Origin of the sequence: Vitreoscilla filiformis (assembly GCF_002222655.1) — a bacterium.
GTDB lineage: Bacteria > Pseudomonadota > Gammaproteobacteria > Burkholderiales > Burkholderiaceae_C > Ideonella > Ideonella filiformis.
On the sequence record NZ_CP022423.1, the window covers coordinates 443,846 to 464,697 of the forward strand.

General features: G+C 64.4%; 20 protein-coding genes. 15 read left to right on the forward strand and 5 right to left on the reverse strand.

The annotated features are described in order from the left end of the window. Nucleotides 1-89 precede the first annotated feature (89 nt). Genes VITFI_RS18615 through VITFI_RS02040 form a run of 5 tightly spaced genes read left to right on the forward strand, consistent with a single transcriptional unit; the run spans nucleotide 90 to nucleotide 3,597 of the window. A complete protein-coding gene (locus tag VITFI_RS18615; RefSeq protein WP_198301576.1) occupies nucleotides 90-809 on the forward strand; it encodes a TonB family protein in 720 nt (239 codons plus the stop codon). 58 nt (nucleotides 810-867) lie between these two features. Beyond that, nucleotides 868-1,725 (forward strand): MotA/TolQ/ExbB proton channel family protein, encoded by an 858-nt coding sequence (locus VITFI_RS02025; protein WP_089415589.1) that lies wholly within the window; start codon nucleotides 868-870, stop codon nucleotides 1,723-1,725. Nucleotides 1,726-1,741: 16 nt separating this feature from the next. Beyond that, nucleotides 1,742-2,170, forward strand: coding sequence for an ExbD/TolR family protein (locus VITFI_RS02030; RefSeq protein ID WP_089415590.1), 429 nt, complete (start codon nucleotides 1,742-1,744; stop codon nucleotides 2,168-2,170). Between the two features lie 17 nt (nucleotides 2,171-2,187). After that, a complete protein-coding gene (locus tag VITFI_RS02035; protein WP_089415591.1) occupies nucleotides 2,188-2,610 on the forward strand; it encodes an ExbD/TolR family protein in 423 nt (140 codons plus the stop codon). 6 nt (nucleotides 2,611-2,616) lie between these two features. Further along, the gene (locus tag VITFI_RS02040) at nucleotides 2,617-3,597 is read left to right on the forward strand and encodes an MBL fold metallo-hydrolase (RefSeq protein ID WP_089415592.1); all 981 of its coding nucleotides are present in this window, start codon (nucleotides 2,617-2,619) and stop codon (nucleotides 3,595-3,597) included. Here VITFI_RS02040 and VITFI_RS02045 read toward each other — a convergent pair. Next, nucleotides 3,582-4,025 (reverse strand): PEP-CTERM sorting domain-containing protein, encoded by a 444-nt coding sequence (locus VITFI_RS02045; RefSeq protein ID WP_089415593.1) that lies wholly within the window; start codon nucleotides 4,023-4,025, stop codon nucleotides 3,582-3,584. The two genes, VITFI_RS02040 and VITFI_RS02045, sit on opposite strands and share 16 nt — an antisense overlap. A gap of 87 nt (nucleotides 4,026-4,112) precedes the next feature. Here VITFI_RS02045 and VITFI_RS02050 point away from each other — a divergent pair, with 87 nt between their 5' ends. After that, nucleotides 4,113-5,048 (forward strand): glycosyltransferase family 2 protein, encoded by a 936-nt coding sequence (locus tag VITFI_RS02050; protein WP_089415594.1) that lies wholly within the window; start codon nucleotides 4,113-4,115, stop codon nucleotides 5,046-5,048. Between the two features lie 25 nt (nucleotides 5,049-5,073). Here VITFI_RS02050 and VITFI_RS02055 read toward each other — a convergent pair whose 3' ends face one another. Further along, nucleotides 5,074-5,823 carry a glycosyltransferase family 25 protein gene (locus tag VITFI_RS02055; RefSeq protein WP_089415595.1) on the reverse strand — a complete coding sequence of 250 codons (750 nt, stop codon included), beginning with the start codon at nucleotides 5,821-5,823 and terminating at the stop codon, nucleotides 5,074-5,076. Between the two features lie 38 nt (nucleotides 5,824-5,861). Continuing rightward, nucleotides 5,862-7,067 (reverse strand): ammonium transporter, encoded by a 1,206-nt coding sequence (locus VITFI_RS02060; RefSeq protein WP_089415596.1) that lies wholly within the window; start codon nucleotides 7,065-7,067, stop codon nucleotides 5,862-5,864. 323 nt (nucleotides 7,068-7,390) lie between these two features. On the opposite strand from VITFI_RS02060, the gene VITFI_RS02065 reads away from it, so the two are divergent. From VITFI_RS02065 to VITFI_RS02080, 4 genes are all read left to right on the forward strand, one after another. Continuing rightward, nucleotides 7,391-7,789, forward strand: coding sequence for a hypothetical protein (locus VITFI_RS02065; protein ID WP_089415597.1), 399 nt, complete (start codon nucleotides 7,391-7,393; stop codon nucleotides 7,787-7,789). A gap of 104 nt (nucleotides 7,790-7,893) precedes the next feature. After that, nucleotides 7,894-9,714 (forward strand): phosphogluconate dehydratase, encoded by a 1,821-nt coding sequence (edd, locus tag VITFI_RS02070; RefSeq protein WP_089415598.1) that lies wholly within the window; start codon nucleotides 7,894-7,896, stop codon nucleotides 9,712-9,714. Nucleotides 9,715-9,754: 40 nt separating this feature from the next. Beyond that, nucleotides 9,755-10,381, forward strand: a complete 627-nt coding sequence (gene eda / locus VITFI_RS02075) for a bifunctional 4-hydroxy-2-oxoglutarate aldolase/2-dehydro-3-deoxy-phosphogluconate aldolase (RefSeq protein ID WP_089415599.1) — start codon at nucleotides 9,755-9,757, stop codon at nucleotides 10,379-10,381. A 97-nt stretch (nucleotides 10,382-10,478) separates the two neighbouring features. Next, nucleotides 10,479-14,498: a beta strand repeat-containing protein gene (locus VITFI_RS02080; protein ID WP_089415600.1), complete on the forward strand. Its 4,020-nt coding sequence runs from the start codon at nucleotides 10,479-10,481 to the stop codon at nucleotides 14,496-14,498. Nucleotides 14,499-14,547: 49 nt separating this feature from the next. On the opposite strand, the gene VITFI_RS02085 is transcribed toward VITFI_RS02080, so the two are convergent. Then, the gene (locus tag VITFI_RS02085) at nucleotides 14,548-14,889 is read right to left on the reverse strand and encodes a hypothetical protein (RefSeq protein WP_089415601.1); all 342 of its coding nucleotides are present in this window, start codon (nucleotides 14,887-14,889) and stop codon (nucleotides 14,548-14,550) included. Nucleotides 14,890-15,064: 175 nt separating this feature from the next. On the opposite strand from VITFI_RS02085, the gene VITFI_RS02090 reads away from it, so the two are divergent. The 4 genes from VITFI_RS02090 to VITFI_RS02105 all read left to right on the forward strand — a co-directional run bounded on the left by VITFI_RS02090 (nucleotide 15,065) and on the right by VITFI_RS02105 (nucleotide 18,577). Beyond that, complete coding sequence (locus VITFI_RS02090) at nucleotides 15,065-16,153, forward strand: DUF3616 domain-containing protein (RefSeq protein WP_089415602.1); 1,089 nt, start codon at nucleotides 15,065-15,067, stop codon at nucleotides 16,151-16,153. A 116-nt stretch (nucleotides 16,154-16,269) separates the two neighbouring features. Continuing rightward, nucleotides 16,270-16,788 (forward strand): YqhA family protein, encoded by a 519-nt coding sequence (locus VITFI_RS02095; protein WP_089415603.1) that lies wholly within the window; start codon nucleotides 16,270-16,272, stop codon nucleotides 16,786-16,788. A 14-nt stretch (nucleotides 16,789-16,802) separates the two neighbouring features. Continuing rightward, nucleotides 16,803-17,771 carry a diacylglycerol/lipid kinase family protein gene (locus tag VITFI_RS02100; RefSeq protein ID WP_089415604.1) on the forward strand — a complete coding sequence of 323 codons (969 nt, stop codon included), beginning with the start codon at nucleotides 16,803-16,805 and terminating at the stop codon, nucleotides 17,769-17,771. Further along, entirely contained in the window at nucleotides 17,768-18,577 is an 810-nt protein-coding gene (locus VITFI_RS02105; protein WP_089415605.1) for a metallophosphoesterase family protein, read from the forward strand. The genes VITFI_RS02100 and VITFI_RS02105 overlap by 4 nt, the downstream gene beginning before the upstream one ends. A gap of 34 nt (nucleotides 18,578-18,611) precedes the next feature. On the opposite strand, the gene VITFI_RS02110 is transcribed toward VITFI_RS02105, so the two are convergent. Beyond that, a complete protein-coding gene (locus tag VITFI_RS02110; RefSeq protein WP_089415606.1) occupies nucleotides 18,612-19,886 on the reverse strand; it encodes a Glu/Leu/Phe/Val family dehydrogenase in 1,275 nt (424 codons plus the stop codon). A 126-nt stretch (nucleotides 19,887-20,012) separates the two neighbouring features. On the opposite strand from VITFI_RS02110, the gene proC reads away from it, so the two are divergent. Continuing rightward, on the forward strand, nucleotides 20,013-20,852 hold the full coding sequence (gene proC, locus VITFI_RS02115; protein WP_089415607.1) for a pyrroline-5-carboxylate reductase: 840 nt from the start codon (nucleotides 20,013-20,015) through the stop codon (nucleotides 20,850-20,852).

Below are 20,852 nucleotides of genomic sequence, written 5' to 3' on the forward strand. Positions count from 1 at the left end.
GGCGGCTGGGCGAATCCCTCCCCCAACGTCCCCCCGCCCGAACGCTGGCATGATGCAGCCCCTGGCTGCCATGTCCCCCTGGCCTGCGCATGATGTTCCGCGACCCTTCCGACCCCGCCACCTCCCCCACCGATTTCCCCACCACCGGCCCCCGCTGGGCCGGCTTGGGCATCGTGCTGCTGCTGCACCTGGCCCTGGGTTGGGCCCTCGTCAGCGGCTTGGCACGCAAAGTGGTCGAAGTGATGCGCCCGCCCGTCGAAACCGCGCTGCTGGCCCCCGAGCGTCCGCCCGAACCGCCCCCACCACCCCCCCCTCCCAAAGCGCCGCCACCGCCCGCCGCCGCCGCTCCCAAAACTCCACCGCCGCCGCCCGCCTACGTGCCTCCCCCCGAAGTGGCCGTGGCCACACCACCGGCACCCACCATCACCACCACCTCGACCCCACCACCACCCGCTGAGGTCAAACTCAACACCGCACCACCTGCCGTGAACGCCCCGCCCGCGCCCCCAGCGCCCACGGTGCGCACTTCACCCGTCTTGAGCTTCGACGGCTGCCGCCCCGACTATCCCGCCGCCGCCATGCGTGCCGAAGTGGAAGGCGTCGTCGTCGTGGCCTTCACCATGGAAACCGACGGCCACATCAGCGAAGCCCACGTCGAACAGTCTGCCGGCCCCTCACGCGAACACAAACAACTGGATCGCGCCACCGTCGAAGCCGTGCTGTCCTGCAAGGGGCGGCCCGGCACCGTGGATGGCCGGCCCGAACGCTTGTCCAGCCGCGTTCGTTATCGTTGGACGCTGAACAACTGACACGCGCCCCCAGCGCCGCCTTTCTTGACTTGATGCCCTGCTTTTCGCGGAGATCCAGATGCCTTTGTTGAACCTGCTACGCACGTCCGTTCTGACCCTGGTGCTGTCGGTTGGCGCCGTCGCCGCGCCGAGCTGGGCGCAAACCACGCCCGCAGCGGCCCCCGCCTCCACCCAGCCCGCCGCCTCCGAAATCACCCTGGCCTCGGTGCCCGCCATCGCCGCCGCGCCCGCAGCCTCCTCCGACGTGCGCAAAGAAACCATCGACAACCCCTACGGCCTGGCCGCCTTGTGGGCCCAAGGTGACTTTGTCGCCAAAGGCACCCTCATCGCCATGATCCTCATGTCCATGGGCAGTTGGTACATCCTATTCACCAAACTGGCCGAGCAGCAGCGCCTGTTCCGCCACGCCAAGGACGCCAGCGAAGACTTCTGGCGCGCCGCCAGCGTCGATGAGGGCGTCAAGGCGCTGAGTGGTGGCAGCGTGTTCCGCTACATCGCCGAACAAGGGCTGAAATCTGCCCAGCACCACGAAGGCACGCTGGTCGAACGCATCGACCTCCACACTTGGATCAGCATGAGCATCCAGCGCGCCGTTGAGCGCGTGCAAAGCCGGTTGCAAGGCGGCCTGGCCTTCCTGGCCACCGTCGGCTCCACCGCGCCTTTTGTGGGCTTGTTCGGCACCGTCTGGGGCATCTACCACGCCCTGACCGCCATCGGCATTTCCGGTCAAGCCAGCATCGACAAAGTCGCCGGCCCCGTGGGCGAAGCCCTCATCATGACCGCCTTCGGCTTGGGCGTGGCTGTGCCCGCCGTCATGGGCTACAACCTCCTCATCCGCCGCAACAAGCTGGTGATGGAGCACGTGCGCAGCTTCGCCGGGGATCTGCACAACGTGCTGATCGCTGGCAAAAAGTAAAACGCGGGGCGCCGCCATGGCCATGAACCTGGGCTCCCCCGAGGACGATGAAGACGGCGCCATGAACGCCACCATCAACACCACCCCCTTGGTGGACGTGATGCTGGTGCTGCTCATCATCTTCCTCATCACCATCCCGGTGGTGACGCAATCGGTGCAACTGTCCTTGCCCAAGGAAAGCAACGCGCCGACGCAAACCCGCCCCGAAAACATCCTCCTGGCCGTGACCCACGACGGCCAGATGTACTGGAACACCCGCCGCATCCCGGACATCCCCACCCTCGTGGCCGAGCTGAAAAAGGAAGCGGTGAAAGTGCCTCAACCCGAAGTCCACATCCGGGGCGACGAAAACGCCCGTTACGAAGCCGTCGGCCAAGTGGTCACGGCGTGCCAGCGTGCGGGCATCGCCAAAGTGGGGTTCATCACCGAACCCGCCGGGCGCTGACACGGAAGGAATCCCCCATGGCCATGAACCTCGGCAACGCCGGTGACGATGACATGCTGGTCGAGATGAACACCACCCCGCTCATCGACGTGATGCTGGTGCTGCTCATCATGTTCATCATCACCATCCCGGTGCAGACGCACGCGGTGAAGATGAACATGCCCGTCAACGCCCCGAGCACCCCGCCCAAGCCCCCCGAAATCGTGCGCATCGACATCGACGCCCAAGGCCAAATCGGCTGGAACGGTGAGATCGTCAATGGCCGGGCGGACTTGCAGGCACGGCTGTATCGCCTGAGTTTGCGTCCGGATCAACCCGAAGTCCACTTGCGCCCGAACAAGGCTGTGGCTTACAAGCAGGTGGCCATGGTGATGGCCGAAGCACAGCGCCTGGGCGTCACCAAAATCGGCATCACTGGCAATGAGCAGTTTGCACCCTGAGGACGCATGACTTTTTCCGCACCGCCCCTTCCCGACTACGCCCGCGACTTGGGCCACGGCGTTTACGCCATCGACACCGGCTTTCAACGCCCGAACTTCGATGCCGCTTATCTGGTCATCGACGCGGGCCGCGCCGCCTTCATCGACACCGGCCCGCGTTTCGCCGTGCCCCGTTTGCTGGGCACCTTGGCGGCGCTGGGCTTGGACGCCGCAGCCGTTGATTGGGTGATCCCCACCCATGTGCATCTCGACCACGCCGGCGGCGTGGGTACGCTGATGCGTGAGCTGCCCCACGCCCGCGCCCTGGTGCATCCACGCGGCGCCCGCCACATGATCGACCCGAGCGCCTTGTACGAAGGCGCCCTGGCCGTCTATGGCGCGGAGGAAATGGCACGCTCCTACGGCACGCTGGACAGCATCCCCGCCGAGCGGGTGCTCAACAGCCACGACGGCCAGCGCGTGCCCCTGGGTGGACGCGAGCTGCTGATCCACGATGCGCCTGGCCATGCGCGGCACCATCATGTGATTTGGGATCCCGTGTCACGCGGGTGGTTCACGGGGGACACGTTCGGCATCTCTTACCGCGAGATGGACACCGATGGCCGCCCGTGGATTTTCCCGACCACCACCCCCGTGCAATTCGAACCAGAGGTGCTGCGCGCATCGGTCGAGCGCATGTTGAGCTTCGCGCCGGACTGCGTCTACTTGACGCATTACAGCCGCCTCGGAGACGTGGCCACGCTGGGTGCCGCCCAACTGCGCTTGCTGGACGAGGTCGTCGCCATGGGTCTGCGCTTGGCCACGGTGGACAACCGCCATGCCGCTTTGATCGATGGCCTGCGCCAGATCTACTTGGCCGACCTGCGCCGCCAGGGCAGCACCCTGAGCGACGCGGAGTTCCAGCGCCTCATGGACTTGGATCTGGAACTCAACGCCCAAGGCATGGGGGTGTGGCTGGATCGGATGCAGCGTCAGGCACGCGCCTGATCGCCCATCGATTCGGCTCGGCGCCGCCGCACGGTGGCGCCCACCACAGCGGCCAGACCCGCCACCAGCATCGCCAAGCTCTGCGGCTCGGGCACCGGGGACGCAGCACCGTTCATCGCCACCGACACATTGGTGAAAACAAAACTCAAATCGTTGTCGGCTGAGTGGGGGAAACGCGGATCCTCAAATCGATCATACGTGGCGCTCCGGGTTGCATCAAAATATAAATCTTGATGCAAGGTGTTATTTTTCAGCCCGAAAGCCAGGGTATCTCCGGTATGAGGAAGCGTATAAGACGTATCGAGCTCAGTTTCCCGCTCGGGATAAGGTACAGAATTCGCTGCTTGTGCCGAAAAAGCCAGTGCTGCCAAACCCATCCCCGCCAAACCCAACAGACCACGGCTCACCAAGGAAAAGGTCGTTGACATGGCAATCTCCTCGCAATGCAGTTCCTGAAACTGGCTTCAGTGTAGGAATGGCCGTGTTTCAAACTGTTACCAGAGCTTCACAACATCATGGCCGCCATCGACATCCTGCTAGGCACCTACAACGGTGCCGCTTATCTGGACGAGCAGCTCGCCTCCTTGCAACGCCAGACCATCACGGACTGGCGCGTGCTGGTGCGTGACGATGGCTCGACCGACGACACTCCCACCCTATTGGCACGTTGGGCCGCCCGCGAACCGCGCATCACCTTGGTGCGCGATGGCCAGGGCAACTTGGGCTTTAGCGCCAACTTTCATCACCTGCTCGGTTTGGCGCAAGCACCCTACGTGATGTTTTGCGATCAGGACGATCGCTGGCTGGACACCAAAATCGAACGCACCTGGGATGCGTTGCAAGCCCAAGAGGCCCGCACCCCCGGCCTGCCCGTGCTCGCGCACTGCGATTCCACGGTGACCAACGAGACTTTCCAACCCATCCAAGAGCGGTTGGTGGCGGCTTGGGCGCGGGGGCACGGGTTGGCTTCGGCGTTGTTCACCAATCCAGTGCAAGGCTCGACGCTGATGATGAACGCGGCGCTGCGCCAGTTGTTGCTGCGCCACCCGCCCCAAACGCACTTCGACTACCAAGCGGCGCTGATCGCCGAAGCCACGGGGTACCGCGTATTCGTAGATGAAGCCTTGCTGCTGTACCGCCAGCATGGACGCAACGCCTTGGGCGCCCCGAGCACCACCAGCGCCACCATCCCATCCACTCCAAATTGGCGACGCCCATCGGACACGCTGCGCATTGGGCTGGAAGGTTTTGAACGCATCGACCACACCTTGCGTGTGGTGCAAGATCGCTGGCACCCCGATACCGCTGCCCTGTTAAAGCAACACCAGGCTTTTATTCGCCCAGGCGCTTCATGGGAAAAATTACGCTGGTTATGGCGAACAAACTACACGTTTTACCGCCGCAAAGACCGGCTGGGCGCTTGGCTTTGGGCGCTGGGGTGGTTGAAATGAAAATCCCCCTGGCCGACCTCCCCACCTAAACCCGACGGCGCCCCCAGTGCAAACGCTCGGCCGCAAAAAACATCAGGTGATACAGGTGTTTGCGCGTGTAAACCCCCCAGCGCTGCACCACGGGAGCGCGACGATACGCTGCCCGGTCTCCAATGATCGAGGCCACTTCCTCGTGGCTGCGCTGGCGGAACAGCCGCACTGCTGTGACGGCCATGCGCAAATCGCGCTCCCAGTGGTGGCGTAAATCAAAGTCCAGCGGTCGGCACAGCGTCGCACGGGCGTGCAACAGCTTGCGGGCGCCAGCGTTCGAAACCCAGTAAGCCGTGCCGTTGGTGGAACGGCCCGCCCCTGGCTGCAAATCCAGGGCCTGGGGTCGGGGCACGCCCGCCGATGGCGCCGACGCATTGCTGAGACGAATCACATCCCAATCCCCCGGGGCTTGGGCCAGTGCCTCCAAGTGCGCAGGCGAGACGCCCGACTCAGGCGCGAAATCGTCCTCCAAGACGAGCGCCCAAGGCAACCCCTGATCGACCACATGCTGCCAACAGCGCATGTGGCCCAGAAAACAGCCCACTTCGCCCGGCGTCAGTGGACGGAACCACTCATGCCAGCCGCAGGGTGGATTGAGCTGCCGACGCTGGGCTTCGGACAGCACCGCTCCATCCACACCGGCAATGCGATGCCAGTGCAGACCCAGATCGTCCAAAACCCGCGCACTGGCTTGACGCCGGTCAGCGGAACGATCCAGATTGATGAGCAGAACTCGCGGCAGCATTCGCACATTGTAAAAAGCCGCCGCAACCCGGTGCTCGCTTACCAGCTCACTTCCCGATCCGGCGTGGCCCCGATCTTGTGGATCGACAAATCAGCGCCCTCAAACTCATCTTCTTGGCTCAGGCGCAACCCACCTGCCAGCCGCTTGATCGCGCCATACACCAGCAGCCCGCCCAGCAGCGCCCATACCACGCCCATGACCGTGCCCAGCAGTTGGGCTGCGAAGGTCACGCCGCCCAGGCCGCCCAAGCTGGTTTGGCCAAAAATGCCGCAGGCCACACCGCCCCAGGCGCCGCACAACCCATGCAACGGCCAGACGCCCAGCACGTCGTCGATCTTCCAGCGGTTCTGGGTCAGGGTGAACAGGCTGACGAAGATGGCACCGGCCACCCCGCCGACCACCAGTGCCCCCATCGGGTGCATCAGGTCCGAACCGGCGCACACGGCCACCAAACCTGCCAACGGGCCGTTGTAGGCAAAGCCCGGGTCGTTCTTGCCCATCAACACGGCCACCAGGGTGCCGCCCACCATGGCCATCAGCGAGTTCACCGCCACCAGGCCAGAGATTTTGTCGATGGTCTGCGCGCTCATGACGTTGAAGCCAAACCAACCCACCGCCAAAATCCACGCCCCCAACGCCAGGAATGGAATGGATGACGGCGGATGCGCACTCATCGCACCATCTTTGCGGTAACGATTGGCGCGTGGGCCCATCAGCAGCACAGCCGCCAAGCCGATCCAGCCCCCCACGGCGTGAACCACGACGCTGCCGGCAAAGTCATGGAACTCGGCGCCCGCCACATCCTTGAGCCAACCCTGCAAGCCCAGCTTGCCGCCCCACACCACGCCTTCAAACAGCGGATACACCACCCCGACCAGCACCGCCGTGGCGCACAACTGCGGGCCGAACCGCGCCCGCTCCGCAATGCCCCCTGACACGATGGCCGGGATCGCAGCGGCGAACGTCAGCAAGAAGAAAAACTTCACCAGTTCAAAGCCGTTTTTCTGCGCCAGCACGCCGGCACCGCTGAAGAAGTCCACCCCGTAGGCCACGGTGTAGCCCACAAAGAAGTAGGCGATGGTGGACACGGCAAAGTCCACCAAAATTTTCACCAGGGCGTTCACCTGGTTCTTTTTGCGCACCGTGCCCAGCTCCAAAAAGGCAAAGCCCGCGTGCATCGCCAGCACCATGATGGCGCCCAACAAAATGAACAGAGCGTCGGTGCCCTGCTTGACCTGATCCATGCGCATTCTCCAGAACGGTGCAGAACCTTCGGCGCACCACCGCCACCCCGCACCAAGCAAACACAAAGCGCACCAAACAAGCAAACTTCATTCCTCATTTGGTGCAATTCCGTTCACCCTCGCAGCTCCATTTCGCACCAAATAAAGGCCCAACGAGCGGGGGGCAACCTCAATTGGTGCAAGCGCACTTTTTTGGGGCGACCCATGCGCAAATGTTTCCAAATGGTGGCAACCCTGCCCTGGACTGCACCATGGCCGGGGTTGGGCTGCTACTGTTCCGTCCCAGAAAACACCCCCGTCCACGACCGCCACACACCACTGCCATGAGCCACTTCACCTACTACCTCACTTTTGACCGGCCCGTCCCCGGCTTGGGTGCCGACACGGGTGGCCGGAGCTTTGCACGGCACTATGTTGAGCTGGACGGTCTGGCTCGCAACCTCGGGCTGGCCCCGCTGGAGCGCTTCTTCAGCACCGACTGCTCGGTCGTCTGCCAAACCTTCGAGGGCGACTCGCTCTTCGCCGAAGAAGACATCACCGATGAGGTGTGCTGGCATGACCCGGACGAAGGGTTGTCGTCCTTCGGCACCCTGAGTTCGGTGCTGCGCTGGCAACCCGGCCACGAAGCCGCCGACGCCCTGCCCGACTTGGACAACTTCGTCCACGCACTGCGCCAAGCCCGCCATCACGACGCTCGCTTCTACTTGGCCGTCGATTTTTGATCCTTTCCGCCCTGGCCTTGGCGTGCCTGGGCGGTGTCATGGTTTTGACCTTGTAACTTTGTTACCTCATAATCTGAGGACAAGTTACTCCTCCCGTGTCAGCCATGAACACCTTGCATCCCGTGGTGGCCGCCGTCACCGAGCGCATCCGCACGCGCAGCGCTGCCAGCCGCCGCGCCTACCTTCAGCAAGTGGCCACGCTGCGCCAGCGCACACGCGGGGCCGAACGTTTGGGCTGCGCCAACGTCGCGCATGCTTTCGCGGCGTTGCCGGGCAGCGAGAAATTCAAGGTCGTGGCCGAAAAAGCGCCCAACATCGGCATCGTCACGGCGTACAACGATTTGCTCTCGGCCCATCAGCCTTACGAGGGTTACCCCGCGCAGATCCGTGAAACCGCGCTGAAACTCGGCGCCACCGTGCAAGTGGCCGGCGGCGTGCCAGCGATGTGCGACGGCGTCACCCAAGGTTACGCCGGCATGGAGCTGAGTTTGTTCTCGCGGGACACCATCGCCATGGGCACCGCCATCGCCCTGTCGCACGACGTGTTCGACGCGGTGCTGCTGCTGGGCATTTGCGACAAGATCGTGCCCGGCCTGCTCATCGGCGCGCTGCATTTTGGCCACCTGCCGTGCGTGTTCGTGCCAGCGGGGCCGATGGCGTCGGGGTTGTCGAACAGCGCCAAGGCCAAGGTGCGCGAGCAGGCGGCGCAAGGCTTGGTCGGGCGCGAGGAGCTGCTGCAAGCCGAACAAGCCGCCTACCACGGCGCCGGCACTTGCACGTTCTACGGCACCGCCAACTCCAACCAAATGCTGTTGGAAGCGATGGGGTTGCACGTCCCCGGCGCGGCGTTTGTTCATCCACACGACCCGCTGCGCCACGCCCTGACGGACGAAGCGGTGCGCTCGGCGCTGGCCCTGCGCCAGCGCGGGGCCTCCATTGGCGAGATGGTGGACGAGCGTTGCATCGTCAACGCGATGGTGGCGCTGCTGGCCACGGGCGGCTCAACGAACCACCTGATTCACTGGGTGGCGGTGGCGCGGGCGGCGGGCATCACCATCGATTGGACGGATTTTTCGGAGCTGTCTGCCGTGGTGCCGCTGCTGGCGCGGGTCTATCCGAACGGCGCGGCGGATGTGAACCAGTTTCACGCAGCGGGCGGCACCGGGTTTGTGATTCGCGAATTGATCGCTGGCGGTTTCATGCACGCCGATGTGGGCACGGTGGCGCCGGGCGGCCTGTCCGCCTACGGCACGGTGCCCCGGTTGGCGGATCACGGCGCCGTCACCTGGGACGCGCTGCCCGATGCGAGTGGTGATGAGGGTGTGGTGCGCGGTGTGGCCGCCCCGTTCTCGCCCAGCGGTGGACTCAAACTGCTCGAAGGCAATTTGGGGCGTTCCGTCATCAAGGTGTCGGCGGTGCCGGAGGATCGACACATCATCGAAGCGCCGGCCCTCGTGTTCGACAGCCAAGACGCCCTGCAAACCGCCTTCCAAGCCGGCGAGTTGAACCGCGATTTCGTCGCCGTGGTGCGTTTCCAAGGCCCGCAGGCCAACGGCATGCCCGAGCTGCACAAACTCACCCCACCGCTGGCGGTGTTGCAGGGCCAGGGTTTCAAGGTCGCGCTGGTGACGGATGGCCGCATGAGCGGCGCCAGCGGCAAGGTGCCCGCCGCCATCCACATGAGCCCTGAAGTGCTGGCCGGAGGCCCGCTGGGCAAGGTACGCAACGGTGACGTGATCCGCCTGGATGCCGTGGCCGGCACGCTGAACGCCTTGGTGCCCGCTGAAGAATGGGCCGCCCGCGACGCAGAACTCCGCTCCGCCGACTTGGCCGCCCAACATGCCCACGGTCTGGGCCGCGATTTGTTTGCCGGCCTGCGCCGCAACGTCAACAGCGCCGAACAAGGCGCTTGCACTTGGCTGTGAACGCCCGGTGCCACTCGATTCTCAGGAAGGATTTCGCAGGATGAACACGCTGGATCTCGTTCAACACGGCCCGGTGATCCCGGTCATCGTCATCGACCGGCTGGAAGACGCCGTGCCCTTGGCCCAAGCCTTGGTGGCAGGCGGCGTGCGGGTGCTCGAAGTGACGCTGCGCACCCCCGTGGCGCTGGACGCCATCCGCGCCATGACGGCGGTGGAAGGTGCCATCGTCGGGGCTGGCACGATCCGCAGCGCTGCCGATGCCCGCGCCGCCCACGCAGCGGGCGCGGTGTTTGGCGTCAGCCCGGGTTACACCGCTGAAGTGGGCGCGGCGTGCCGCGAGGTTGGCTTGCCGCTGTTGCCGGGGGTGGCCACAGCCAGCGAAGTCATGGCAGCGCAGGCCGACGGGCTGAGTTTCCTCAAGTTCTTCCCGGCCACGGCAGCGGGTGGGATTCCGATGCTCAAAGCCCTGGCCGGCCCCTTCCCCGATGTGGTGTTTTGCCCCACGGGCGGCATCAGTTTGGCCACGGCGCCGGACTTTTTGGCGCTGCCCAACGTCAAAGTGTGCGGCGGTTCGTGGCTCACCCCAGCGGATGCGGTGAAGGCAGGGGACTGGGCACGCATCACCGAGTTGGCCGCTCAAGCGCAAAGCTTGCGCCGACCGGGGTGAGGTAGACACCGGCCATTGCTATTCTCTCGGGCCCATTCATGCAGCTTCACATCCGACGCATGAATGGGAAACATCACAAGTACCCGAGAGACACGCCATGGCCGCCTCCTTGATGACCTCTGCCCTGACCGTTGACGAATTCAGCGGCACTGCCACGATCACGTTTTCGCTGCTGACCGCCGCCACCAGCAGCGCCTCGTTCGCTTACTCGCTCAACGGGCTGATGGCGTATGAGTCCAGTGGCAGCTACGGGGATTTCTGGGGCAGCGACGGCACGGTAACGTTCGCTGTCGGGCAAGACAGTCAGTCCATCACCTTCAGCCTGAACAACGATGCCAGCGTCGAACCGACGGAGTCGCTTTACCTCTGGCTGTCCAACGCCAACAACCTGACGCTGGGCAACAACCAAGTGCTGGTGTCCATCGTGGACAACGACCGCATCGTTGCCGATTGGGACGGCAACAGCAACCTGAGCGGCGCCGAAAAAGCCCAGTTGTGCGTGCGCGACGTGGCGGTGGATGAAAAATCCCGCACCGCCACCTTTGACTTGGTGCTGGACAAAGCCACCACCGGCAGTTTCAGCGTCGTCTACGGCACCAGCGATGGCACCGCTCGCGCCGGTGAAGATTTCACCGCCAAAACCGGCAGTGTGACGTTTGCGGCGGGGCAAACCGTGCAGCATGTCACCGTCAGCCTGAGCGACGATCTCACCAGCGAAGGGGCCGAGTTTTTCCATCTGGCGTTGCAATCCACCCCCGGTGGCAGCGCCAGCAACCAAGTCATCATCGCCGACGCCCAAGGCACCGCCCTCATTGGCCGCAACGATGTGGGCGCCATCTCGACCCCCACTGTGACGTGCAGCCCCATCGTCGTCAGCGAAGGCGAGGGTTACGGCGAGTTCACCGTGCAACTGAGTTCACCGAGTTTGAGCACGGTGGCGGTGGACTACAACGTCGGCGGCCTCACCGCCTACGAAAGCATCGGCAGCAGCGGGGATTTTTGCGGCTACGGCGGCACGCTGCAATTTGCGGCGGGGGTCACCACCCAAACCGTGCGTTTTGAACTCAATGCGGGGCAGAACAGCATCGAAGCGATGGAGTCGCTCGTGCTGTCGCTCAGCAACCCGAGCGGGGCCACCCTCGGCAACACCCAGGTGCTCGGCACCATCGTGGATGACGACCATGGGGTCGGCGACACCAACGGCAACGGCACCCTGAACAGCACAGAACAAGCCCAACTGACGATCCGCGATGCGGTGGTGGACGAAGGCGCCGGCCTGATCACCTTCGACCTGGTGTTGGATCGGGCCACCACCGAAGCTTTCACGGTGGCCTACTCGACCGCCACCCTGCCTGGCAGTGCCTCCGCCGGGCTGGATTTCACCCATGCCATCGGCAGCGTTGGGTTTGCTGCGGGGCAAACGGTGCAGCACATCACCGTCGGCATCAGCAACGACAGCACCGCTGAAGGCCACGAGTTTTTCAACCTGACCCTGGGGGCCTTGGGGGGCAGCGGTGCCGCCCAGGTGCAAGTGGTGGACGCCCAAGGGCAGGGCCTGATCGGTGCCAACGATGCCAACGCCCTCAGCACACCGACCTTGACGTGCAGCGCGCTGCTCATCGACGAAAGCCAAGGTTATGGTGAATTCACCCTGCAACTGAACGCCCCCAGCAACACCTGGGGCACGATCGCCGTGAACTACGACGTCAGCGGTTTGCGGGCCTATGAGTCGATCGGTGATTCGGGCGACTTTGCGGGCACTTCGGGCGTGGTGAACTTCGCGCCGGGCAGCACCACGCAGACCGTGCGTTTCGAGATCAATCCGGGTGCGAATGTGGCGGAGGACATGGCGTCGCTCTACCTCTCGCTGTCCAACGCGGGTTACAGCAACACCGTCAACTTCGCCAACAACCGGGTGCTGGCCACGATTGTGGACAACGATACCGTCGTGGGTGACACCAACGCCAGCGGCATCCTGGATGCCAACGAGAAAGCCAACCTCTCGGTGCGCGATGTGGTGGTGGATGAAAAGGCCGGCATCGCCACCTTCGACCTGGTGTTGGACAAAGCCACCACGGACAGCTTCAGCGTGGCCTACAGCACCGCCACCGCGCCCGGCACCGCCATCGCTGGGGTGGACTTCACGGCAGCGTCGGGCAGCGTGGGTTTTGCGGCGGGGCAAACCGTGCAGCACGTGAGCGTGGCGCTCATGGACGACTTCACCGCCGAGGGGCAGGAATCGTTCAACCTGTCGCTGGGGGCGCTGGGGGGTCATGCGGCCACCCAAGTGGTGGTGGCGGACGGGCAAGGGCAAGCGTTGATCGGCGTCAGCGACAGCACGTTCAACACACCGCAACCGGTGGTCAGTGCAGGGCCGATCGTCGTCAGCGAGGCCGAGGGCTATGCGGAATTTACCGTTCAACTGAACGCCACCAGCGCCAGCGTGGTGTCGGTGAACTACCAAATCAGCGGGTTGACGGCTTATGAATCGATCGGCAGCTCGGGGGACTTTTCGGCAGTGGATGGCACGCTGACGTTTGCGCCGGGCGTCACCACGCAAACCATCCGCTGGGAGCTGAACGGTTCGGCGGGAGTGGAACCGATCGAATCGCTTTACCTGAGTTTGTCCAAAGCCAACCCCCTGGACACCACGCTGTTCGCCAACAACCAAGTGCTGGCCTCGATCGTGGACAGCGACCTCACGGTCGGTGATACCAACGCCAATGGTCAACTCGACAGCAGCGAAAAAGCCAACCTGAGTGTGCGCGACGTCATCATCGACGAGAAGGCCGGCTTCGCCACGTTCGATTTGGTGCTGAACAAAGCCACCACCAGCGCTTTCAGCGTCGCATATGCCACGGCGAATGTAGCGGGTGGCGCGACCGCCGGCCAAGACTACCTCGCCACCCAGGGCAGCGTGGGCTTTGCGGCGGGGCAAACCGTGCAGCATGTCCGCGTCAGCTTGATCGATGACGGGACCCTCGAAGGCAACGAGCGCTTCAACCTGAGCCTGGGCACCCTCAGCGGCGGTGCAGCCAGCCAGGTGCAAAAAGCCGACGCGACAGGCACCGCCCTCATCGGTGCCAATGACCAAATGACCGCCGCACTGCCCAACTTGAGTGTGCAGGATGCCGTGGCCATCGAAGGCCAAGGGTATGCCGATGTGCTGGTGCAACTCAGTGCCCCGGCCAGCGGCAACGTGTCGGTGAACTACAGCTTCTCGGGCGGCACGGCCTACGAGTCGATCGGTTCGTATGGCGACTTCGCGGCAGCGGATGGCACCCTGGTGTTCCGCGCCGGCGAGACCAGCAAAATTCTGCGCTTCGAGCTGAACGATCAAGACAGCGGTGCAGAAGCGGCCACCGAAACGGTGTTTGTCACCCTGTCCAATGCGGTGGGGGCCGGCTTGGCCGATGCCAACGCCACCGTGCTCATCGCCGACGACGACAACTTGGCCAGCAGCCAGCCCCTGGCCGGCGGTTTGGCCCACGACACCTACACCGTCGATGGAAAGAACGACGTGGTGCTGGAAACAACCTATGGCGGCGTCGATCAGGTGAACAGCCTCATCAACTACACCCTGGCGGCGAATGTGGAAAACCTGCTGCTGCAAGGCAGCCAAGGGCTGGCGGGCACGGGCAACGAGTTGGCCAACCTCCTCACGGGTAACGGCGGCGCGAACACGCTGACCGGTTTGGCGGGGCAAGACACGCTCATCGGCGGCGCCGGCAACGACAAGCTGATCGGTGGCACCGACCGCGATGTGCAAACCGGCGGCGGGGGCAGCGACATTTTCGACTTCAACGCCCTGACCGAAAGCGGCCTCACCACGGCCACACGCGACGTCATCACCGACTTCACGCACGGTGCGGATCGAATCGATGTCTCCACTCTGGACGCTCGGGCGGCAACGGCTGGCAACGAGGCGTTTTCGTTCATCGGTCACGCCGGCTTCAGCAGCAGCAATGCAACCGGCCAGTTGCGCTTTGACTACAACGCCACCACCCACGTCGCCACGCTCTACGGCAGCACCGACGCGGACAGCGCCGCCGAGTTCAGCCTGCAAGTGACGCTGGCCAACGCCACCGCTTTGGTGGCGTCGGACTTCATCCTCTGAGCGTCGGGGACGCAAGCCCTCGCAACGTACCAGCGTCAACAGTTTGAGTTCAGCGTTCGTGACCGACGAAGCGTTGGCGCATGCGGCGGGTGTCGTGGCCTCGGTGCCATAAACGCGTCAGAAAACGGGCGGCACGCGCCAGTGCGTTGTCCAGTGCCGTGCGCCAGTCGCTCGCCACAGAGGCGACGACCACCGACCCGGCGCCGTCGGTTCGGAGTTCCACTTGGCAGCGCTTGTCAATGCCACCACGCGGGCCGTTCACGTCCGACATCTGCACCTCGGCGCGTGGCACCAGCCAGACCAGGCGCCGCAGCACGAAACGCACACGGCGTTCCGTCAGGTCGCGCAAGTCAGTGGCGTGCGGATGACGAGACTTGAAGAGCACTTGCATCACGGATCTCCATCGGTTGAGAAACGGACAAAGTGTGAATCGCCTGGCAGTTCTGAAAAAGCAGTCTTTCAAGAACAAAAACATCGGATAAATCTGAACATCAGACGGCGCATCGGTCGCAAACTCCGGGGCTTGGCAGCGCCGGCTGGCACGCCACCCTTTGGAGATGCACCCGATGCCCAACGCTCGAATCGCCAACGCCGTCCGTCTGGAGTTCGCTTCCGACGCCCTGGTTCAATCCAACCTGTCCGGCGCGGCCTTCACGGGCGACTGGCTCTGGGTGGCCGGCGACGAAGCCTGCGGCCTGGATCGCCTGCGCCAACTCAACCCGGTGGGACGCGAGACTTTGCGCTTCGGTGAGGTGCGCGACTTCGCGCTCGCCGACCTGCTGGATCTGCCTGGCGCAGCCGACGACGAGGCCGACCTGGAAGGAATGGCCGTGGCCGACGGTTTCCTCTGGGTGGTCGGCTCGCATGGCTTGAAGCGCAAAAATGCCAAGCTGGATCGAGGCCACGCCGACAACGCCAAGCGGCTGGCGAAGGTGGTGCTGGATGGCAATCGTCGCCTGCTGGCCTGCCTGCCGATCGAGCCCGACGCCCAAGGCGAGCCCTGCTTGGTGCGTCAGGCTCAGGATGGTCGTCGGGCGCAGCGCTTGAAGGGGGATGCGCAGACGAACCTCCTCACCCGTGTGCTGGCCGATGACCCTCACTTCGGGCCGTACATGGCCATCCCGGGCAAGGACAACGGATTCGACATCGAAGGCCTGGCTGTGGACGGTCGTCGGCTGCTGCTCGGCCTGCGCGGCCCGGTGCTGCGCGGCTGGTCGGCCGTGCTGGAGATCGCGGTGGAAGGGCGCGGCGATCAGTTGCGACTGATCCCCCTCGACGACAGCGGGACGCTGATCCGAAAGCATTTCTTGCAGCTCGACGGCCTGGGCGTGCGGGATCTGCATTTCTCAGGCGATGATCTTTACATCCTGGCCGGCCCAACGATGGTGCTGAACGGTGACATCCGCGTCTTCAAGTGGCCCGCCGCTCGACCCCTGCTGGCGGCCAATCGCGAGCCGGTGCGTTTCGAGTCAGCGTTGAGCGAGTCGATGCCCCTGCCACATGGCCACGGCACCAATCGTGCCGAAGCGATATGCGAACTGCCGCCAGCGCTGTCCGGCGGCCAAACGCGCTGGCTTGTGCTGTACGACGCTCCGGGGGCCGATCGCCGGGAAGGCTCGCACACCGTCTTCGGCGATCTGCTGCACCGCGACTAGGGGGTGTCATTCCTGGAATGTCTCCCCCTCACCCCGGCCCTCTCCCCTGACGGAAGAGGGGTTAGGGAGAGGGGGAAACGTCACCATCGATTCAGTATCAAGAGAGGTCTGTGCGTATGGAAAAAGTGCTCTCAGGGATCGGGTCATTGCTTTACGGCATGCGATTCACCATGCTGTTCTTCTACGCAGGTCTGGTCGCGATCATTTTTGGCATCCTGGGCAAGTTCCTACAGGAAACCTACAAGCTGATGAACACTTTGGTGTTTGGCGAACTTGAGAAGATCGACCTGATCATCAAGGTGCTGGAGCTGGTGGACATGACGATGGTGGCGCAACTGGTTTGGGTGGTGGCCCTCGCCGGTGTATCGCTCTTCGTGACCACCGGGCACTTTGACAAGAAGGACATGAAAAAGCCCGACTGGCTGGATCACGTCAACACCTACAACCTCAAGCTGAAGCTGGCATTCGCCATCATCTCGATCTCCGGGGTACACGCCTTGAAGACCTACCTGAGTGGCAATCTGACGCTGGAGAACATCGAGATCGTGGCGGTGGTGGCGGTCATCCACTTTATGTTCGTGCTCTCTGCCATCGGCATTTCCTTTGCGGAGCGCTTGACGCGGGAGACGCACTGATCGCCCTCGGGATCATGGCCACCTTCCCCGACATCGACTTGGCGTCACCGCTCCAGTTCGTCGTCAACGTGGCCGCCGGTGGCCGCGACGCCCAGACCAAGCGCGACATCATCGAAGCCGCGCTGCGGGCTGACAGACGGCGGGGTGACTTGCTGTTTTGCCATCATCCTGCCGAGCTGCCCGGCATGGCGCAGCAAGCGGCTGCCAAGGCACTCGCCCACCGCACGGCTGTGGTCGCCGTCGGGGGTGACGGCACGCTCAACACCGTGGCGCAAGCAGCGCACGCCACGGGTTGTGCCATGGGCGTTGTGCCCCAGGGCACGTTCAATTACTTTGCCCGCACGCACGGCATCCCCACTGATCCGGCAGACGCTGTCCGGCTGCTGCTGCGGGCGACGCCGACGCCGGTTCAGGTGGCCGGCATCAACGACCGCGTGTTCCTCGTCAACGCCAGCCTCGGGCTCTACCCGAACTTGCTGGAAGATCGCGAAGCCTACAAGGCCCGCTTTGGCCGCAGCCGCTGGGTGGCGTTCCTGGCGGGGTGTGCGACGCTGCTGCGTGCGCAGCGCCGGCTGCGCGTGCGTATCGAGATGGGTGACACGGTGCGCGACGTGCAGACCTTGACGCTCTTTGTCGGCAACAACCGGTTGCAATTGCAGCAGCTCGGCGCCGAACCAGAGGACACCATCGACGGCACGCCTGGCGACGGCAGCATGGCTGCGTTGATGCTGCGACCCATCGGCACGCTGTCGATGATCGGGCTGATGCTGCACGGTGCGCTGGGCCGCTTGGGTGAGGCCGCTGGCGTGGAGCGCTTTGAGTTCCAGCACATGGTCGTCAAGCCGACACGGGTGCATGGGCGACGCGGGGTGAAGGTCGCCTTCGACGGCGAGGTGTCAACGCTGCGCGCACCGCTGCATTTTCGCGTGCTCGACACGCCGCTGTACCTGCTGGCACCGCGTCGCGGGGAGGCCGCTGGATGACGCTTCTGCTTCAGATCTCCGATCCACACTTCGGCACCGAGCGGGCAGTCGTTGTCGATGCGCTGGTCGCACTGGCTCGCCAACAAAGGCCCGACTTGGTCGTGCTGTCGGGCGACATCACACAGCGTGCCCGGTCGGCGCAGTTCCGCGCTGCACGCACCTTCACAGACCGTCTGGGCGCACCGGTACTGGCCGTGCCGGGCAACCATGACATCCCGCTGTTCGATCTTTGGACACGCCTGCGATGCCCCTATGTGCGCTACAGCGCCGCCTTCGGGGCCGACCTCGAACCGGTGCATCGCTCACCGGGCTTGCTCGTGGTGGGCGTGAACACCACACGGGCATGGCGTCACAAGAACGGGCAGATCGCCCCGCCGCAGATCGAGCGCGTGGCGGGGCTCCTCGAAAGCGCCGCAACGACGCAACTGCGGGTGGTGGTGGTGCATCAGCCCATTGCCGTGAGCCGTGACGAAGATCTGCCACATCGGCTGCACGGCCATCAGCCCGCGATGCAGCGCTGGGCTGCGGCAGGTGCAGACCTCGTCATGGGCGGCCACATCCACCTGCCGTACGTCGTCGCGTTGCCAGCACTGGCGCGTCCAATGTGGGCGGTTCAGGCCGGGACGGCGGTCTCGACCCGTGTGCGCTCGGGCGTGCCCAACTCCGTGAACCTGCTGCGCTGGGATCGGGCTTCAACACCGGGCACCTGCCAGATCGAGCAGTGGGACTTTTCGTCCCAAACCCGAGCATTCATCCTTGCAGAGGTGAAGGAAGTTCGCCCCGCTCGGCACACACGAACGGCTTGAGCCACGGATATCCCTGAGCCGCCCTCACCCTGGGTCAGGGATACAACCCGCGATCCTCCCGCGCCATCAAAATGCGCTCACACGCCACGGCAAACGTGGCGGTGCGCAGGCTGATGCGGTGTTGCTCGGACGTGTCCCAAATGCGGTTGAAGGCGCCGACCATGATTTTGTCGAGCCGGGCGTTGATTTCGTCTTCCGTCCAGAAGAAGCTCGAAAAGTCCTGCACCCACTCGAAGTAACTCACGGTCACGCCGCCAGCGTTGCAAATCACATCCGGCACCACGAGGATGCCGCGATCGGCCAGCACGTCATCGGCCACCGGCAGCGTCGGGCCGTTGGCGCCTTCGAGCACCAAGCGGGCGCGCAGGCGCTGGGCGCGTTCAGGCGTGATTTGGCCTTCCAAGGCAGCGGGGATGAGGATGTCGCAGTCCACATCCCAGAAGGCTTCGTCGGCCATCGGCTCACCGCCCGGGAAATCAGCCACGCCGCCGCGCTCCTTCACATGGGCCAGCAGCGCCGCCACATCCAAACCCCGCGTGTTGATGAGGCTGCCCGTGTGGTCTTGGGCCGCCACCAACTTGGCCCCCGCCTGCACAAACAGCTCGGCTGCGGCTGAACCGACGTTGCCCAGCCCTTGCACCGCCACCCGCGCCCCTTCGAGCGACAGGCCGATGCGTTGCGCCGCCTCGCGCCCCGTGACGAACACCCCGCGCCCCGTGGCCTTGACGCGCCCCAGCGAGCCGCCCAGGTGAATCGGCTTGCCCGTGACCACGCCGGTGGCGGTGGCACCGACGTTCATCGAGTAGGTGTCCATCATCCACGCCATGATCTGGGCGTTGGTGTTGACGTCGGGCGCCGGGATGTCCTGCTGCGGGCCGATGATGAGGCCGATTTCACTGGTGTAACGCCGGGTGAGTTTTTCCAGCTCTTTGTGGGACAAGGCTTTGGGATTCACCCGAATCCCGCCCTTGGCGCCACCGTAGGGCAAATTCACCGCCGCATTCTTGATGCTCATCCAGGCGGACAGGGCCATCACTTCCTGCAACGTCACGTCCGGGTGATAACGCACCCCTCCCTTGCCGGGGCCACGTGAGAGGTTGTGCTGCACGCGGTAGCCCTCGAAGTGGGCGACGGTGCCGTTGTCCAACTCGATGGGCACATCGACGATCAACACGCGCTTCGGACGCTTGAGCGTGTCAGCCCAACGGGCCAGGCGGCCCAGATAGGGCACCACGCGATCCACTTGCGAAAGGTAGGTGGCCCAAGCACTGTCAGCTTGGTGGGGAGCGAAAGAAAGGGCGTCGTTCATGGCGGCGTCTCCTGGGTTGTTGGTGATGCAACTCTAGAGGGAGCCAAATCCCTGCGCACACATCATGCGTTTTTTGCATGATGCCAACATAACCTGACAACACAGCGACTCTCTACACTGCCGCCCATGAACACCATCACTTCATCTTCTTCTTTTTTCCGTGTCGCCTTCATCGGCGGGGGCAACATGGCCAGTGCCATCATCGGTGGGCTGCGCCAAGCCGGTTGGCCGGCTGAGGCCATCACCGTGCTGGAACCGTGGGCCGAACAAGCCCAGCGTCTGCGGGAAGCGCAAGGCGTGTGTGTCCTCGAAACCGCCGATGCGCGTTTGGCCGACGCTGCCGTGGTCGTCTGGGCCGTCAAGCCGCAGATGTTTGCCCAGGCCGCTGCGGCGTGTGCGCCGTTCATCGGCCAGGCACTGCAACTGTCGGTGATGGCCGGCATCCGCAGCGACGCCATCGTGAACGCCACCGGTGCCGCCCGCGTGGTGCGCACCATGCCCAACACCCCCGCCTTGGTCGGACAGGGCATGACCGGGTTGTGCGCCACCGCCGCCGTCAGCGCCGCCGAACGTGCCCAGGTCGAACAACTGTTAGCGCCCACAGGCGCACTGCTGTGGGTGGAGGCCGAAGCCCAGTTGGATGCCGTCACCGCCCTGTCGGGCTCGGGCCCGGCCTACGTGTTCTTCTTCATCGAAGCCATGATGCAAGCTGGCACCGAGCTGGGTTTGTCGGCCGAACAAGCCCGGCGCCTGGCGGTGGGTACGTTCAGCGGTGCGGCGGCGTTGGCGGGGGCGTCCAGCGAAGCGCCCGAGGTGCTGCGCCAGCGCGTCACCTCCAAGGGCGGGACGACGTACGCGGCGATCACGTCCATGGAAGCCGCCGGCGTCAAACCCGCTTTTGTGGAGGCCATGCACGCCGCTGCGCAACGCGCCCAAGCCTTGGGCGATGAGTTTGGCCGCGCCTGA

Excerpts from the sequence above, each read along its gene's own strand:
- VITFI_RS02100 (WP_089415604.1), top strand. The coding sequence starts at position 16,803 with ATGGCCACCTTCCCCGACATCGACTTGGCGTCACCGCTCCAGTTCGTC.
- VITFI_RS02055 (WP_089415595.1), bottom strand. The coding sequence starts at position 5,823 with ATGCTGCCGCGAGTTCTGCTCATCAATCTGGATCGTTCCGCTGACCGG.
- VITFI_RS02030 (WP_089415590.1), top strand. The coding sequence starts at position 1,742 with ATGGCCATGAACCTGGGCTCCCCCGAGGACGATGAAGACGGCGCCATG.
- VITFI_RS02110 (WP_089415606.1), bottom strand. The coding sequence starts at position 19,886 with ATGAACGACGCCCTTTCTTTCGCTCCCCACCAAGCTGACAGTGCTTGG.
- VITFI_RS02095 (WP_089415603.1), top strand. The coding sequence starts at position 16,270 with ATGGAAAAAGTGCTCTCAGGGATCGGGTCATTGCTTTACGGCATGCGA.
- VITFI_RS02085 (WP_089415601.1), bottom strand. The coding sequence starts at position 14,889 with ATGCAAGTGCTCTTCAAGTCTCGTCATCCGCACGCCACTGACTTGCGC.
- VITFI_RS02090 (WP_089415602.1), top strand. The coding sequence starts at position 15,065 with ATGCCCAACGCTCGAATCGCCAACGCCGTCCGTCTGGAGTTCGCTTCC.
- VITFI_RS02040 (WP_089415592.1), top strand. The coding sequence starts at position 2,617 with ATGACTTTTTCCGCACCGCCCCTTCCCGACTACGCCCGCGACTTGGGC.
- proC (WP_089415607.1), top strand. The coding sequence starts at position 20,013 with ATGAACACCATCACTTCATCTTCTTCTTTTTTCCGTGTCGCCTTCATC.
- VITFI_RS02105 (WP_089415605.1), top strand. The coding sequence starts at position 17,768 with ATGACGCTTCTGCTTCAGATCTCCGATCCACACTTCGGCACCGAGCGG.
- VITFI_RS02045 (WP_089415593.1), bottom strand. The coding sequence starts at position 4,025 with ATGTCAACGACCTTTTCCTTGGTGAGCCGTGGTCTGTTGGGTTTGGCG.
- VITFI_RS02050 (WP_089415594.1), top strand. The coding sequence starts at position 4,113 with ATGGCCGCCATCGACATCCTGCTAGGCACCTACAACGGTGCCGCTTAT.
- VITFI_RS02060 (WP_089415596.1), bottom strand. The coding sequence starts at position 7,067 with ATGGATCAGGTCAAGCAGGGCACCGACGCTCTGTTCATTTTGTTGGGC.
- VITFI_RS02065 (WP_089415597.1), top strand. The coding sequence starts at position 7,391 with ATGAGCCACTTCACCTACTACCTCACTTTTGACCGGCCCGTCCCCGGC.
- VITFI_RS02080 (WP_089415600.1), top strand. The coding sequence starts at position 10,479 with ATGGCCGCCTCCTTGATGACCTCTGCCCTGACCGTTGACGAATTCAGC.
- edd (WP_089415598.1), top strand. The coding sequence starts at position 7,894 with ATGAACACCTTGCATCCCGTGGTGGCCGCCGTCACCGAGCGCATCCGC.
- VITFI_RS02035 (WP_089415591.1), top strand. The coding sequence starts at position 2,188 with ATGGCCATGAACCTCGGCAACGCCGGTGACGATGACATGCTGGTCGAG.
- eda (WP_089415599.1), top strand. The coding sequence starts at position 9,755 with ATGAACACGCTGGATCTCGTTCAACACGGCCCGGTGATCCCGGTCATC.
- VITFI_RS02025 (WP_089415589.1), top strand. The coding sequence starts at position 868 with ATGCCTTTGTTGAACCTGCTACGCACGTCCGTTCTGACCCTGGTGCTG.
- VITFI_RS18615 (WP_198301576.1), top strand. The coding sequence starts at position 90 with ATGATGTTCCGCGACCCTTCCGACCCCGCCACCTCCCCCACCGATTTC.